Annotated in this window: 17 protein-coding genes; 16 read left to right on the top strand and 1 reads right to left on the bottom strand. The window is 45.4% G+C overall.

The genetic code is table 11. The annotated features are described in order from the left end of the window. Nucleotides 1-88 precede the first annotated feature (88 nt). Nucleotides 89-640: an NUDIX hydrolase gene (locus tag ACK1LH_RS13355; protein ID WP_411333328.1), complete on the top strand. Its 552-nt coding sequence runs from the start codon at nucleotides 89-91 to the stop codon at nucleotides 638-640. Then, complete coding sequence (locus ACK1LH_RS13350; RefSeq protein WP_411333327.1) at nucleotides 641-1810, top strand: endonuclease Q family protein; 1170 nt, start codon at nucleotides 641-643, stop codon at nucleotides 1808-1810. A 33-nt stretch (nucleotides 1811-1843) separates the two neighbouring features. Here ACK1LH_RS13350 and ACK1LH_RS13345 read toward each other — a convergent pair whose 3' ends face one another. Next, nucleotides 1844-2407 (bottom strand): GNAT family N-acetyltransferase, encoded by a 564-nt coding sequence (locus tag ACK1LH_RS13345; protein WP_411333326.1) that lies wholly within the window; start codon nucleotides 2405-2407, stop codon nucleotides 1844-1846. 126 nt (nucleotides 2408-2533) lie between these two features. On the opposite strand from ACK1LH_RS13345, the gene spoIIM reads away from it, so the two are divergent. The 14 genes from spoIIM (at nucleotide 2534) to spoVAC (ending at nucleotide 13283) form a co-directional block, all read left to right on the top strand. Next, complete coding sequence (gene spoIIM / locus ACK1LH_RS13340) at nucleotides 2534-3184, top strand: stage II sporulation protein M (protein WP_029280063.1); 651 nt, start codon at nucleotides 2534-2536, stop codon at nucleotides 3182-3184. A 113-nt stretch (nucleotides 3185-3297) separates the two neighbouring features. Further along, nucleotides 3298-3762 (top strand): Fur family transcriptional regulator, encoded by a 465-nt coding sequence (locus tag ACK1LH_RS13335; RefSeq protein ID WP_369733846.1) that lies wholly within the window; start codon nucleotides 3298-3300, stop codon nucleotides 3760-3762. Nucleotides 3763-3862: 100 nt separating this feature from the next. After that, nucleotides 3863-4093 carry a YqzK family protein gene (locus ACK1LH_RS13330; protein WP_029280067.1) on the top strand — a complete coding sequence of 77 codons (231 nt, stop codon included), beginning with the start codon at nucleotides 3863-3865 and terminating at the stop codon, nucleotides 4091-4093. A 6-nt stretch (nucleotides 4094-4099) separates the two neighbouring features. After that, nucleotides 4100-4993: a site-specific tyrosine recombinase XerD gene (gene xerD, locus ACK1LH_RS13325; protein WP_029280070.1), complete on the top strand. Its 894-nt coding sequence runs from the start codon at nucleotides 4100-4102 to the stop codon at nucleotides 4991-4993. A gap of 212 nt (nucleotides 4994-5205) precedes the next feature. Next, nucleotides 5206-6393 (top strand): phosphopentomutase, encoded by a 1188-nt coding sequence (gene deoB / locus ACK1LH_RS13320; protein WP_411333325.1) that lies wholly within the window; start codon nucleotides 5206-5208, stop codon nucleotides 6391-6393. A 14-nt stretch (nucleotides 6394-6407) separates the two neighbouring features. Further along, the gene (locus ACK1LH_RS13315) at nucleotides 6408-7241 is read left to right on the top strand and encodes a purine-nucleoside phosphorylase (protein ID WP_282035399.1); all 834 of its coding nucleotides are present in this window, start codon (nucleotides 6408-6410) and stop codon (nucleotides 7239-7241) included. Further along, complete coding sequence (locus ACK1LH_RS13310) at nucleotides 7238-8542, top strand: pyrimidine-nucleoside phosphorylase (protein ID WP_411333324.1); 1305 nt, start codon at nucleotides 7238-7240, stop codon at nucleotides 8540-8542. The genes ACK1LH_RS13315 and ACK1LH_RS13310 overlap by 4 nt, the downstream gene beginning before the upstream one ends. Before the next feature lie 117 nt (nucleotides 8543-8659). Beyond that, nucleotides 8660-9820 carry a D-alanyl-D-alanine carboxypeptidase family protein gene (locus ACK1LH_RS13305; RefSeq protein WP_029280078.1) on the top strand — a complete coding sequence of 387 codons (1161 nt, stop codon included), beginning with the start codon at nucleotides 8660-8662 and terminating at the stop codon, nucleotides 9818-9820. A 110-nt stretch (nucleotides 9821-9930) separates the two neighbouring features. Next, complete coding sequence (gene spoIIAA, locus ACK1LH_RS13300; protein ID WP_029280080.1) at nucleotides 9931-10284, top strand: anti-sigma F factor antagonist; 354 nt, start codon at nucleotides 9931-9933, stop codon at nucleotides 10282-10284. After that, nucleotides 10281-10721, top strand: a complete 441-nt coding sequence (gene spoIIAB / locus ACK1LH_RS13295; RefSeq protein WP_029280081.1) for an anti-sigma F factor — start codon at nucleotides 10281-10283, stop codon at nucleotides 10719-10721. The genes spoIIAA and spoIIAB overlap by 4 nt, the downstream gene beginning before the upstream one ends. A gap of 11 nt (nucleotides 10722-10732) precedes the next feature. Further along, entirely contained in the window at nucleotides 10733-11491 is a 759-nt protein-coding gene (gene sigF / locus ACK1LH_RS13290; RefSeq protein ID WP_035206878.1) for an RNA polymerase sporulation sigma factor SigF, read from the top strand. Between the two features lie 292 nt (nucleotides 11492-11783). Further along, nucleotides 11784-12404 carry a stage V sporulation protein AA gene (locus ACK1LH_RS13285; protein WP_035206876.1) on the top strand — a complete coding sequence of 207 codons (621 nt, stop codon included), beginning with the start codon at nucleotides 11784-11786 and terminating at the stop codon, nucleotides 12402-12404. Continuing rightward, nucleotides 12394-12816 carry a stage V sporulation protein AB gene (locus ACK1LH_RS13280; protein ID WP_029280085.1) on the top strand — a complete coding sequence of 141 codons (423 nt, stop codon included), beginning with the start codon at nucleotides 12394-12396 and terminating at the stop codon, nucleotides 12814-12816. Before ACK1LH_RS13285 ends, ACK1LH_RS13280 begins: the two co-directional genes overlap by 11 nt. Before the next feature lie 17 nt (nucleotides 12817-12833). Then, nucleotides 12834-13283, top strand: a complete 450-nt coding sequence (gene spoVAC / locus ACK1LH_RS13275; protein ID WP_029280087.1) for a stage V sporulation protein AC — start codon at nucleotides 12834-12836, stop codon at nucleotides 13281-13283. Nucleotides 13284-13289 lie beyond the last annotated feature (6 nt).

Here is a 13289-nt window from a genome sequence, read left to right as displayed (position 1 = left end):
GGTGTTTCAGGCGGTGCCTCTTTAGCTTCTTTAGAATGTGGTAGAATATATGTAATCATGAGAATTTGTAGAACGCGGAGGAACGGAAATGAACCACTTAAAGGAAACCACTAAAACATCAGAAAAACTGTTTTCAGGACGCATCATTGATTTATACCTGGAAGAGGTGGAACTGCCTAACGGAAAAACAAGCACGCGTGAAATTATCAAGCATCCCGGTGCAGTTGCTGTCCTTGCACTGACGAAAGACAAAAAGCTTGTGATGGTTCAGCAGTACCGAAAAGCCATGGAGCGGGTGCTTGTAGAGATTCCTGCAGGCAAGCTTGAAAAAGGTGAGCTTCCGGAAGCGACGGCAAAGCGTGAACTTGAGGAAGAAACAGGCTATACAACACAATCGCTGCAGCATCTGATTTCTTTTTATACATCTCCTGGATTTGCCGATGAGCTTGTGCATGTTTACTATACGGATGACCTGCACGTTCTTGAAGAAAAGGCAGAGCTTGATGAGGATGAGTTCGTCGATGTGCTGGAGGTGACGCTTGAAGAGGCGCAGCAGCTGATTGATGAGCAGCGGATTTTTGATGCAAAAACCGCCTATGCGGTTCAATATCTGCAATTAAAGCAGGCTCTTCAGAAATAAATGAACGATTATTACGCGGACTTACATATTCATATAGGCCGGACTTCTTCCGGAAAGCCTGTGAAAATAACGGCTTCTAAGCAGCTTACGCTTGAAAACATTTTAATAGAAGCAAGCGGGCACAAAGGGATGGATATTATAGGAGTCATTGACTGTCATGTTCCTGAAGTTCTTCTCACGCTCGAAAATGGCATTGGTGAAGGGAAATGGCGCGAGCTCCAGCACGGCGGCATCAGGTTTGAGAAAACGACCCTTCTGCTTGGCTGTGAAATAGAAGTGTATGATTCTCTCTGCAAAGGGCCGCTGCACGTTCTGGTGTTCATGCCGACAATTGAGAGGATGAAGAACTTTTCCTATTGGCTCGGCAGCAGGGTGAAAAACCTGACACTGAGTACGCAGAGAATGTACGGGGAAGCAAAAACACTGCAGAAGAAAGTAAGGGAGCTTAACGGGCTGTTTATTCCCGCCCATATCTTCACTCCGCATAAGAGTCTTTATGGAAGCGGAGTCCGTGCTTCTCTTGAAGAGGTACTGAATCCTGAATGGATTGACGCCGTTGAGCTTGGCCTGAGTTCAGACACAGAGATGGCATCGAAGGTCACCGAGCTTGACAAGTATCCGTTTCTGACCAATTCAGATGCTCATTCGGCGGCCAAAATCGGAAGAGAATATCAGAAGCTCAAGCTTGCCGAACCATCGTTTGAAGAGGTTAGGATGGCTCTGAAAGGGAAAGGGGACCGCCGGATTGCATCCAACCACGGGCTGAATCCGCTGCTTGGAAAGTATTATAGAACAGTCTGTGAAACATGCGGTGCTGCAAAAGAAGAACTTGAACAGGCATGCAGAAACTGCGGCAATTTCCGGTTTACAAAAGGGGTCAGCACCCGGCTGTCTGAACTGGCGGACAGAAGGGCCGGAAACGGCAGGGAGCGACCGCCTTATGTTCATCAGGTTCCGCTGCAGTTTATACCCGGCATTGGTCCGAAAACACTGGAAAAACTGAAGACTGCGTTCGGAACGGAAATGACGATCCTGCATGAGGTTTCAAAGGAACGTCTTGAGAATGTGCTTCCTGCTAAAACAGCAGCGTACATACTTGCGGCAAGGGAAGGCAGGCTTTGTGCCGAACCTGGCGGAGGCGGGATTTACGGCAGGGTTTCTAAAGCATGAAAAGGCACTTTTCATCAAAGTGCCTCTCTTGCGTTAAAAAATTTTAGCAAACACACACGTATCTCTCAGTGAACAACCGTCTGCAGAAACATCGTCCTGTCTAAGGATGCCTTCCAGCTGATAACCGAGTTTTTCAGGAATGCGCCGGCTTTTTGTGTTTTCCGGATCGCACCTGATTTCCACACGTTTCGCGCGGAATTCTTTGGCTGCAAAGGCGGTCAGGGCTTCAACGGCCTCTGTCATATATCCTTTTCCTGAGTGCTTTGTTGAAATCCAGTACCCGATTTCCACTTTTGGAACATCCCAGTCCATGCGGTGAAAGCCGGTGCTGCCGATGAACTCGCCAGTGATCCGGTCAAACATGAGCAGACGCAGATCCTCCCGCAGCATGAATTTAGCGCAGGATTCGCGGATGTTTGCTTCTGTGTCTTCTAAGGACTGGCTTTTTTGCGCAAACGGCATCCATGGCTTCAACTCTTCAAGCGATTCGTTTACTGCGGTGTTAACTGCTTTTCCGTCACCTGGACGGGGAGCGCGGATCAGGAGTCTGTCTGTTGTCAGTTCATTCGGAAAATCAAGTAAGATTGGTCGTTTCACAGGAACACCGCCTTGTCAGTTTTTAAGAATTATAACCTTTTGGGAAAATAATGCAATAGGGGCTTGTCATAGTTTCTTCCTTTTTTTCATACAATCTAGTAAGTGAAAAACCGGGAGGAAGAAAAGATGCGCAAACATCCATTAAAAGCAATGATGATCCAGCATATGAAAGAACGCTCGTCGCTCTACCTGTTTGTCTTTGTATTGTTTTTGATGGGGGTTATTTTCGGGGCGGTCATCGTCAACAGCATGAACTTTACTCAAAAGGAAGATTTATATTTTTATTTAAGCCGCTTTTTCGGACAAGTTTCTGAAGGCAAGGTGGCAAGTTCAGTGGAAATGCTGCAGCAGAGTTTTTTTCATAATCTGAAATATCTGGGCCTGATGTGGGTGCTCGGCATTTCAATCATAGGTTTGCCGGTGATTCTGATTATGTTATTCTTAAAGGGAATTGTCGTTGGCTTTACTGTCGGTTTTCTTGTCAATCAAATGGGCTGGCAGGGCTTTTTGCTTTCATTTGTTTCGGTTATGCCGCAGAATATGATTTTAATACCGGCATTTATTATTATGGGTACGACAGCCATCTCTTTTTCTCTTAAAATCGTAAAGCAGCTCTTAAATAAAAAATCAAATCTGGCAGAGTCGCCGTTTTCGATGTTCGCGCGGTACGCGGCATTCTTTGTTGCTATTGCTGTGCTGACCGCTGCTGCATCAGGGCTTGAGGCATATGCGTCACCTGTTTTGATGAAAAATGTTATTGAGATTGTATCTAAATAGAATGATTTTTATCTAATAATCATTTTATTTATTAGATTGGAATGATTTTCGTTGGACACATCCCTTTCTTTTGATATAATGGATGAGGAACGCGGCGAGGGAGGAATGTGTGTATGGAAAGCAGAATTGAGCGGATAAAAAAGCAGTTGCATTCATCCAGCTACAAGCTGACTCCTCAGCGCGAAGCTACTGTCAGAGTACTGCTAGAGCGTGAAGAAGATCACTTGAGTGCTGAAGATGTTTACCTCCTCGTTAAGGAAAAAGCGCCAGAGATTGGTTTAGCAACTGTTTATCGTACGTTGGAGCTACTTACAGAACTTAAAATTGTCGATAAAATAAACTTTGGAGACGGCGTATCGCGCTATGATCTGAGAAAAGAAGGCGCAGCGCACTTTCATCATCATCTTGTCTGCATTGAATGCGGCGCGGTCGCTGAAATAGAAGAAGATCTTCTTGAGGATGTAGAACAGATTGTTGAACGGGACTTTCAATTTAAAATTAAAGATCACCGTCTGACCTTTCACGGCATTTGCCGCCGGTGTCAGGAAAAAGAACAGAAGGATGAAGAGCAGGAGTAAACCTTTCCTATTATACGGAGAGGTTTTTTTGCGTTTTTCCGTATAAAGTTTGTCCTTTTTGGCATATGTTTAGGTAAGATGCCGGGTTCTTAAGGAGGCAATGCGAGTGAGAGCAGCACGGACCATGTTTGATATGATCAAAGTGTTTATTTTGTTTACCGGATTTACGATTCTTTTCTATTATGCTATCATTTGGGTTAACTTAGAGTATGAAGAAATGCACCGCTATGACCAGCCCGAGGGTGCAGCGCTTAAGGTCACCAAGATGGTGGCCGATGAAGAGGAGCACTGGCTGAACAGGCTGCTTTTCTTTTACTTAAACGGGGAGTAGAGGAAATTGAAAGATCAAATTCAGGATTTCATGCATTACCTGGTGGTGGAGCGGGGGCTTTCCCACAATACCATTGTTTCGTATGAACGTGATTTAAAAAGCTACCATCACTATTTGACTGAAAAAGAAGAGCTTTCGTCTTTTCAGGACGTGACGCGACTTTCAATTATCCATTTCTTAAAATCTTTAAAGGAAGCGGGAAAATCAAGCAAGACGATCGCCCGGCACACTGCTTCCATCCGCAGCTTTCACCAGTTTCTTTTAAGAGAAAAGGCCGCAGACCACGATCCTACTGTACATATTGAATCTCCCCAGGTCGAACGGACCCTTCCAAAAGTGCTTTCACTGACAGAAGTTGAAAAACTGCTTGATACCCCAAAACTCACATCGCCGTTTGGCTACAGAGATAAAGCCATGCTTGAACTGCTTTATGCGACTGGCATACGGGTGAGTGAGATGATTAATCTTGATATAACCGACGTGCATTTGACGATGGGCTTTGTCCGCTGCATCGGAAAAGGCAATAAAGAGCGGATCGTTCCGATTGGAAGAACCGCAGCAGAAGCGCTTGAGACGTACATTGACAGGGGAAGAACGAAGCTTGCATCGAAGAAAAACCAGACAGATGCCCTGTTTTTAAACCATCACGGCAACAGGATGACGCGCCAGGGCTACTGGAAGAATCTGAAGAAGCTTGCTCTTGAGGCAGGCATCAGCAAAGAGCTTACGCCGCATACTCTCCGCCATTCGTTTGCAACGCACCTTCTTGAAAATGGAGCAGATCTGCGGGCGGTACAGGAAATGCTCGGCCACGCGGATATTTCCACCACTCAAATTTACACGCATGTTTCAAAGACCAGACTGAAAGACGTCTACAGACAATATCATCCAAGAGCATAAGCCATCCTGAGGGGTGGCTTTTTATCATTTTTATGGGAAACAGGTTTTCGAACAAATAAAACAAGGAAATAGAAAGATAATGATTGTCAGAATCCGTGAAAACGGTTTATACTTTAGATGTCAGACTTCTGACCAATGAAAACGCGTAAATCAATCTTCATCAATTGGGAAATGGTATAGAAGAGCAATTTTAAGTTATAAGGAGGATCTACATGTCTGATTATACATATAAAAGAATATTCCTGATCGTCATGGATTCAGTCGGCATCGGGGAAGCGCCGGATGCAGCTGATTTCGGCGACAAAGGCTCACACACACTCGGCCACATTGCAGAGCATATGAAAGGCCTTAACATGCCGAACATGGCAAAGCTTGGACTGAGCAACATAGAAGAAATTGAAGGTATACCTGTTCAGGAAAAACCGCAGGCATTCTATACAAAAATGAAGGAAGCTTCAAACGGAAAGGATACGATGACAGGTCACTGGGAAATCATGGGCCTTCGTATTGATACACCGTTTAAAGTGTTTCCGGATGGTTTTCCTGATGAACTGATTTCTGCTATTGAAGAAAAAACAGGCAGAAAAGTGATTGGAAACAAACCTGCATCAGGAACGGAGATTCTGGATGAGCTTGGCGAAGAGCATATGAAAACCGGAGCGCTGATCGTTTATACATCTGCGGATTCGGTTCTTCAGATTGCGGCTCATGAGGACATCATTCCGATTGAAGAGCAGCTTAAGATTTGTGAAATGGCACGCGAGATGACCCTTGATGAAAAGTACATGGTCGGACGCGTCATTGCCCGTCCTTTTGTCGGGAATCCGGGGAACTTTAAGCGTACGGCAAACCGCCACGACTATGCACTGAAACCATTTGAGCGCACAGTCATGAATGAGCTTCAGGACGGCGGGCTCGACGTCATTGCCATCGGCAAAATATCGGATATTTATGACGGAGAAGGCATTACAGACGCGCTCCGCACGAAATCGAATATGGACGGAATGGACAAGATTGCTGAGACAGCCGACCGCGATTTTACAGGCTTAAGCTTTGTAAACCTGGTTGATTTTGATGCGCTGTTCGGGCACAGAAGAGATCCTGAAGGATACGGACTTGCGCTTGAAGAGTATGATGCCCGTCTGCCTGAATTAATGTCCAAATTAAACGAAGATGACCTGCTTATTATTACGGCTGACCACGGAAATGACCCTGTTCACCATGGTACAGACCATACACGTGAATATGTTCCGCTTTTGGCGTACAGCCCGCGCATGAAACAAGGCACGGAACTGCCTGTCCGCGAAACATTTGCTGATATCGGCGCAACGATTGCCGACAACTTTAAAGTGACGATGCCAAAGCATGGAAAAAGCTTTTTGCACGAATTGAAAAACTAAAGGGGGAACGAGACATGCTGCAAGAAATTAAACAGTCTGCAGAGTTCATGAAGGAAAAAGTAAAAAACCTGCCTGAGATCGGTCTGATCCTTGGATCTGGTCTTGGTGTTCTGGCGGATGAAATCGAGAATCCGGTTAAAATTCCATATGAGGACATTCCAAACTTCCCGGTATCCACTGTTGAGGGCCATGCCGGACAGCTTGTATTCGGAACGCTTAAAGGAGCAAACGTGGCTGCTATGCAGGGCCGTTTCCACTTTTACGAAGGCTATGACATGAAAAAAGTGACATTCCCGGTTCGTGTGCTGAAGGAAATGGGCGTAAAAACAATTATCGTCACGAATGCAGCAGGCGGAGTGAATGAATCGTTTGAACCGGGTGATTTAATGATCATTTCTGATCATATCAATAATATGGGAACAAGCCCGTTAATCGGACCAAATGATTCAGACCTTGGCGTGCGTTTTCCTGACATGTCCCAGGCATACAATCGGGATCTAAGAACTCTTGCCAAGAATGCGGCTTCAGAGCTTGGCATTAACGTGCAGGAAGGCGTGTATGTCGGAAATACGGGACCTGCATATGAAACACCGGCAGAAGTTCGCCTGGCACGTGTCCTTGGCGGAGACGCAGTCGGCATGTCAACTGTGCCTGAAGTCATTGTAGCCAATCATGCAGGCATGAAGGTGCTTGGCATTTCCTGTATTTCAAACATGGCTGCCGGTATTCTGGACCAGCCGCTTTCACATGATGAAGTAATGGAAACAACAGAAATGGTAAAAACGAACTTCCTGAATCTAGTGAAGAAAATCGTTGAAGATATTCACAGCGGGGTGGAGAAAAAATGAGAATCGTTGACTTAATTGAAAAAAAACGTGACGGAAAAGAACTGACAAAAGAAGAAATCAGCTTTATCATCAAAGGCTATACAAACGGTGATATTCCTGATTATCAAGTGAGTGCTCTTACAATGGCCATCTTTTTTAAAGGCATGACAAAAGAAGAGCGCGCAAACTTAACGATGGAAATGGTTCATTCAGGCGACACGATCGACCTCAGCAAGATTGAAGGCATCAAGGTTGATAAGCACAGCACAGGCGGAGTCGGCGATACAACGACACTTGTTCTTGGACCTCTTGTCGCTGCAGTCGGCGTGCCGGTTGCGAAAATGTCAGGCCGCGGCCTTGGCCACACTGGCGGAACGATTGATAAACTTGAAGCTGTACCTGGCTTCCATGTTGAGATTGAAAATGAAGAGTTCATTAAGCTTGTAAACCAAAACAAAATCGCGGTTATCGGCCAGAGCGGCAACTTAACTCCTGCTGATAAAAAGCTTTACGCTCTTCGTGACGTAACAGCAACAGTTGACAGCATTCCGCTGATTGCAAGCTCCATTATGAGCAAAAAAATTGCAGCAGGCGCAGATGCAATTGTTCTTGATGTAAAAACAGGCGCAGGCGCATTCATGAAAGACCTTGATGATGCAAGAGAGCTTGCACAGGCAATGGTTGAGATCGGAAATGCAGTCGGACGCAAAACGATGGCCGTTATTTCTGATATGAGCCAGCCGCTTGGCTACGCAATCGGAAACGCCCTTGAAATCAAAGAAGCGATTGATACGTTAAAAGGCGAAGGTCCGGAAGATCTACACGAGCTGTGCTTAACGCTTGGAAGCTACATGGTATTCCTTGCAGAAAAAGCGTCATCTCTTGAAGAAGCGCGCAGCATGCTTGAAGAAGTGATTCAAAACGGAAAAGCTCTTGAAACGCTGAAAGTATTCCTTGAAGCACAGGGCGGAGACGGTTCAGTGGTTGATGACCCAAGCAAAATGCCGCAGGCAAAATACAAAGTTGAACTTCCTGCAAAAGAAGACGGCTATGTGTCTGAAATCGTAGCAGATTCTGTAGGAGTTGCAGCGATGTGGCTTGGAGCGGGACGCGCTACGAAAGAATCTGAAATTGACCTTGCAGTCGGTCTGATGCTGAACAAAAAAATTGGAGAGGCCGTCAAAAAAGGCGATTCTCTAGTGACTATTTACAGCAACCAGGAAGATGTGGAGCAAGTAAAAGCAAAGCTTTATGAGAGCATCAAAGTGTCACAGCAGGCAGTGGACGCACCGCCGCTTGTGCATGATACAGTAAAAGAATAAGAACAGCCAGAGCCGGGATGAACTCCCGGCTTTTTGCATGCAAAAATTTTGGTGTCCATAAGTATATTTTTTCATCACATGGAAAAAATGGGAAGTATATGAATGGAGGGCTTGGAGATGAAACGTCTACTATCAACCGCAGTGCTCAGCACCATGATATTGACCATTGCAACACCTGCTTTTGCAGAAGAAGGCTCAGTCCAGCTTGCGGATAAAGCAAAATCGGCTGTACTGATCGAACGCGACACCGGCAACATTCTCTATGATAAAAACAGTGATGAAAAGCTTCCTCCAGCGAGCATGACAAAAATTATGACCATGCTGCTGATTATGGAAGAGATTGATAAAGGACAGCTTAAAATGGACGAAAAAGTCCGTACAAGCGAATATGCAGCTTCCATGGGCGGATCTCAAATCTTCCTTGAACCGGGAGAAGAGATGACCGTTCATGAAATGCTTAAAGGCATCGCCATCGCATCCGGAAATGATGCATCCGTTGCCATGGCCGAGCGCATTGCAGGCTCTGAAGATGCTTTTGTTAAAAAAATGAACAAACGTGTTAAAGCACTGGGGCTTAAAAATACGGCTTTTCAAAACCCGACAGGTCTGCCTGAAAAAGGCCATTACAGCACAGCTCATGATATGGCCGTTATGGCGAAAGAACTGCTGAAATTTGAAAAAATTACCCAATACACAGGGTCTTATGAAGATTATCTTCGCGAGGATACCGATAAAAAATTCTGGCTCGTTAACACAAACCGTCTTGTAAAGTTCTATAAAGGCGTCGACGGCGTGAAAACAGGCTTTACGAATGAAGCAAAATACTGCCTGACGGCCACTGCCAAAAAAGACAACATGCGTGTCATTGCCGTTGTCATGGGAGCGCCGACTCCAAAAGACAGAAATGCACAAGTGACAAAAATGCTTGATTACGCATTCAGCCAATATGAAACACACCCTCTGTTCAAACGGAACGAAGTCGTTGCAAAAATGAAGATCAGCAAAGGCGACAGCAAAACCTTAAATCTTGTCACATCTGAACCGATTTCAGTACTGACGAAAAAAGGCGGAAGTGTAAAAGATGTCACTCAGGAAGTTGTCATGAAGCAAAATCTTCAGGCGCCGCTTAAAAAAGGCGATGAGCTTGGAAAATTGATTCTGAAAAAAGACAGCAAAACCGTTGTTGAAAGCCCGCTTGTAGCAGAAGGCGATATTCAGCAGGCCGGCTGGTGGACACTCTTTAAACGCGTACTCTCAGACTTTACGAAATCAGGCTGAAAACAGAAACTGGCTAATGTTGGCGAATAGGCACTAGTTTTGTCACAGGGCAGGAAAAAAGCGTCAAAACCTCGAAACTGACTATATCCGGAATTTAGGGAGGAATAGGGATGAGTCTAGCAGTAGAGCTTGATGTCAAACAATCTGTCCTGTGCATTCGTCTGATCGGTGAACTCGATCATCATACTGCGGAGGAACTGCGCCAGAAGGTGACAGACATTCTTGCATCTGAAAACGTTCAGCATATCGTACTGAACCTTGAGCACCTGTCATTTATGGACAGTTCAGGGCTTGGCGTCATTTTAGGAAGATACAAACAAGTGAAGCAAATCGGCGGGGAAATGGTCGTCTGTGCCATATCGCCTGCAGTCAAACGCCTGTTTGATATGTCAGGCCTGTTTAAAATCATCCGCCTGGAGTCGTCTGAAGAAAGAGCGCTCGTTACATTGGGGGTGGCATCATGAGAAATGAGATGAACCTTCAATTTTCCGCGCTCAGCCAGAATGAATCCTTTGCCCGTGTGACAGTTGCGGCATTTATTGCCCAGCTCGATCCGACACTTGATGAACTGACTGAAATCAAAACGGTCGTATCCGAGGCGGTGACAAACGCCATCATTCACGGCTATGACAACGATCCAAGCGGAATTGTCTATATTTCTGTCACACTCGAAGACAGCATAGTCACACTGTCCATCCGCGATGAGGGAATGGGAATCAGCGATGTAGAAGAAGCAAGACAGCCTCTTTATACAACTAAGCCGGAACTTGAACGGTCAGGAATGGGCTTTACCATCATGGAGAACTTCATGGATGAAGTGGAAATTGAATCGTCAAAATCCCGCGGAACATCGGTAAAGCTTACAAAACACTTATCGAAAAGCAAAGCTTTAGTAAACTAAGGAGACTTGCTATGGATGTGGAGGTCAAGAACGATATCTCAAAAACTCAGCTTAAGGACCATGAAGTGAAGGAACTGATCAAACGCAGCCAGGATGGCGACCAGACGGCAAGAGACACGATTGTCGAAAAAAACATGCGCTTAGTGTGGTCTGTCGTTCAAAGATTCCTGAACAGGGGCTATGAAGCAGATGACCTGTTTCAGATCGGCTGCATCGGCCTTTTAAAATCGGTTGACAAATTTGACCTGTCCTACGACGTTAAATTTTCAACCTATGCGGTTCCGATGATTATCGGCGAAATTCAGCGCTTTATCCGGGATGACGGCACAGTAAAGGTGAGCCGCTCTCTAAAAGAACTGGGCAACAAAATCAGAAGAGCAAAAGATGATTTATCAAAATCGCTCGGCAAAATGCCTACTGTCTCTGAGATCGCAGACTACCTTGAGATCACACCCGAAGAAGTCGTTCTTGCACAGGAAGCCGTACGCGCGCCATCCTCCATCCACGAAACCGTCTACGAAAACGATGGCGACCCAATCACCCTGCTCGATCAAATCGCCGACTCGGGCGAGACGAAGTGGTTTGACAAAATCGTCCTGAAAGATGCCATAAAAGAACTCGATGAGCGGGAAAAGCTGATCGTGTATCTCAGGTACTACAAAGACCAGACTCAATCAGAAGTGGCCGAACGCCTCGGCATCTCGCAGGTGCAGGTATCAAGGCTCGAAAAAAAGATCCTCCAGCAAATGAAAGACCGGATGGATCAATAATTGTTCAAAAAGACATATCATGAGATGTGTCTTTTTTGTGTTTGCGGAAAATACTAAGCGTGATGGATTGAAGTACGGCTGGCAGTTTTAACTGTATTATATATAAAATTCATCAGATCAATTTGACCGGTCCCCGGCACCGCATCACTATTTCCCTCTACAATCCCGCAAAGCCCCGAGTATCCCCTTAATAAAAACTCCTTTGGTAATTAATGGCCCGCTGCAAGTTGCATGATATAAATTCTTCCAATGCATACTACAGGTACAATCCTATTTTCAGGAAGTGAATGTGATGGAAAAAACGGTATACATCCGGCTGCGTCACAGAGTGCAGGTCCGCCCTGACGATTGTATTACCGTCTCAAAAATTGCTCAGATTGTGGCTGAAAAGGAGCTCCGGACCCGGATTTCAAATCTTGTTGTCCACAGGGTACAGCCGAGTGATAAGAATATCGTCGTGATCGATGTCATGCGGGTGCTTGCAGAGGTACATAAGACAGATCCGGATATTGATGTTCAGGCTGTAGGGCCTGCGCAGACAATTGTGGAGATTGTGTTTCAGAAAAAATCGTATTCGCCTGTTTTGTTCGCGCTTGTCTGGATTCTGCTCTTTGTCGGAGCAGCGCTTGCGATTATGAATTTTCATGAAGATGTCAGCATGCAGCTTGTGCATAAACGGCTGTATACGATTATTACCGGAAAAACGTCTGAGCATCCGCTTCTTCTGCAAATCCCATATTCAATCGGACTCGGTCTTGGGATGATTCTGTTTTTCAATCATCTCTTTAAAAAGAGAATTAATGAAGAGCCAAGTCCGCTTGAGGTCGAGATGTTCAATTATCAGCTCGACATGGATATGTATGTATCCATGAAAGAAAACAAAGAAAGCATGAAAAAAATCGATGATCATTAACCTTCTGATCACGATGCTGATCGGGCTCGCAGGGGGGCTTGCTGTAGGATCGGGGTTCGTCGCATTTTTAGCGGTTCTGGGGATTATCCCCCGGCTCACGCAGCTGACGAAAACCGTCGATATGATTCAGGCATATGAGTGGGCCATTGTAGCAGGGGCTATTACAGGGGGATGGGTCAGCTTAAGGGATTCAAAACTGTTCTTGCCCGAATTTTTCCTTTTACCCGTTGGCTTAATCAATGGAATTTTCATCGGCATGCTTGCCGCAGCGCTTACTGAAGTGCTGAATGTCTTTCCGATTCTCGCTAAAAGAATCGGGATTGCCGACAAGATTGTCATTCTCTTAATGGCGATTGTGTTTGGAAAAGTTGCAGGGTCTCTGTTTCACTGGCTCTATTTCGTCTATCAATAATTCCGGGAGGAGAAAACATGGCAAATTTAAAGGACGATTATAAAAATAAGGTAAAGACGTATCAGCCGAAGCCGCCATATTTCAAAAACTGTCTCAAGGCTTTCATTGTGGGAGGGCTGATATGCGCGTTTGGCCAGGCCATCTCAAACATGTATATAAACTTCTTTCATTTTACGGAAAAAACCGCCGGAAACCCTACGGTCGCAACACTTATATTAATTTCAGCTCTCCTTACGGGTTTTGGCATCTACGACAGAATCGGCCAGTTTGCAGGGGCAGGTTCAGCCGTACCTGTTACCGGCTTTGCTAATTCTATGACAAGTGCAGCTCTTGAGCACAGAAGTGAAGGGATTGTGCTCGGAGTTGCGACAAACATGTTTAAGCTTGCAGGTTCGGTCATTGTATTCGGTGTAGTGGCAGCATACGTGGTAGGGATTATCAGATATGTTTACGGACTGGCATTTTAAAAAGAA

It is taken from the genome of Metabacillus indicus (genome assembly GCF_046603695.1).
In the GTDB taxonomy this organism is placed as follows: domain Bacteria; phylum Bacillota; class Bacilli; order Bacillales; family Bacillaceae; genus Bacillus_P; species Bacillus_P indicus.
The sequence above is the reverse complement of the archived record's forward strand: the minus strand, read 5'-3'. Positions and strand labels throughout refer to the sequence as shown.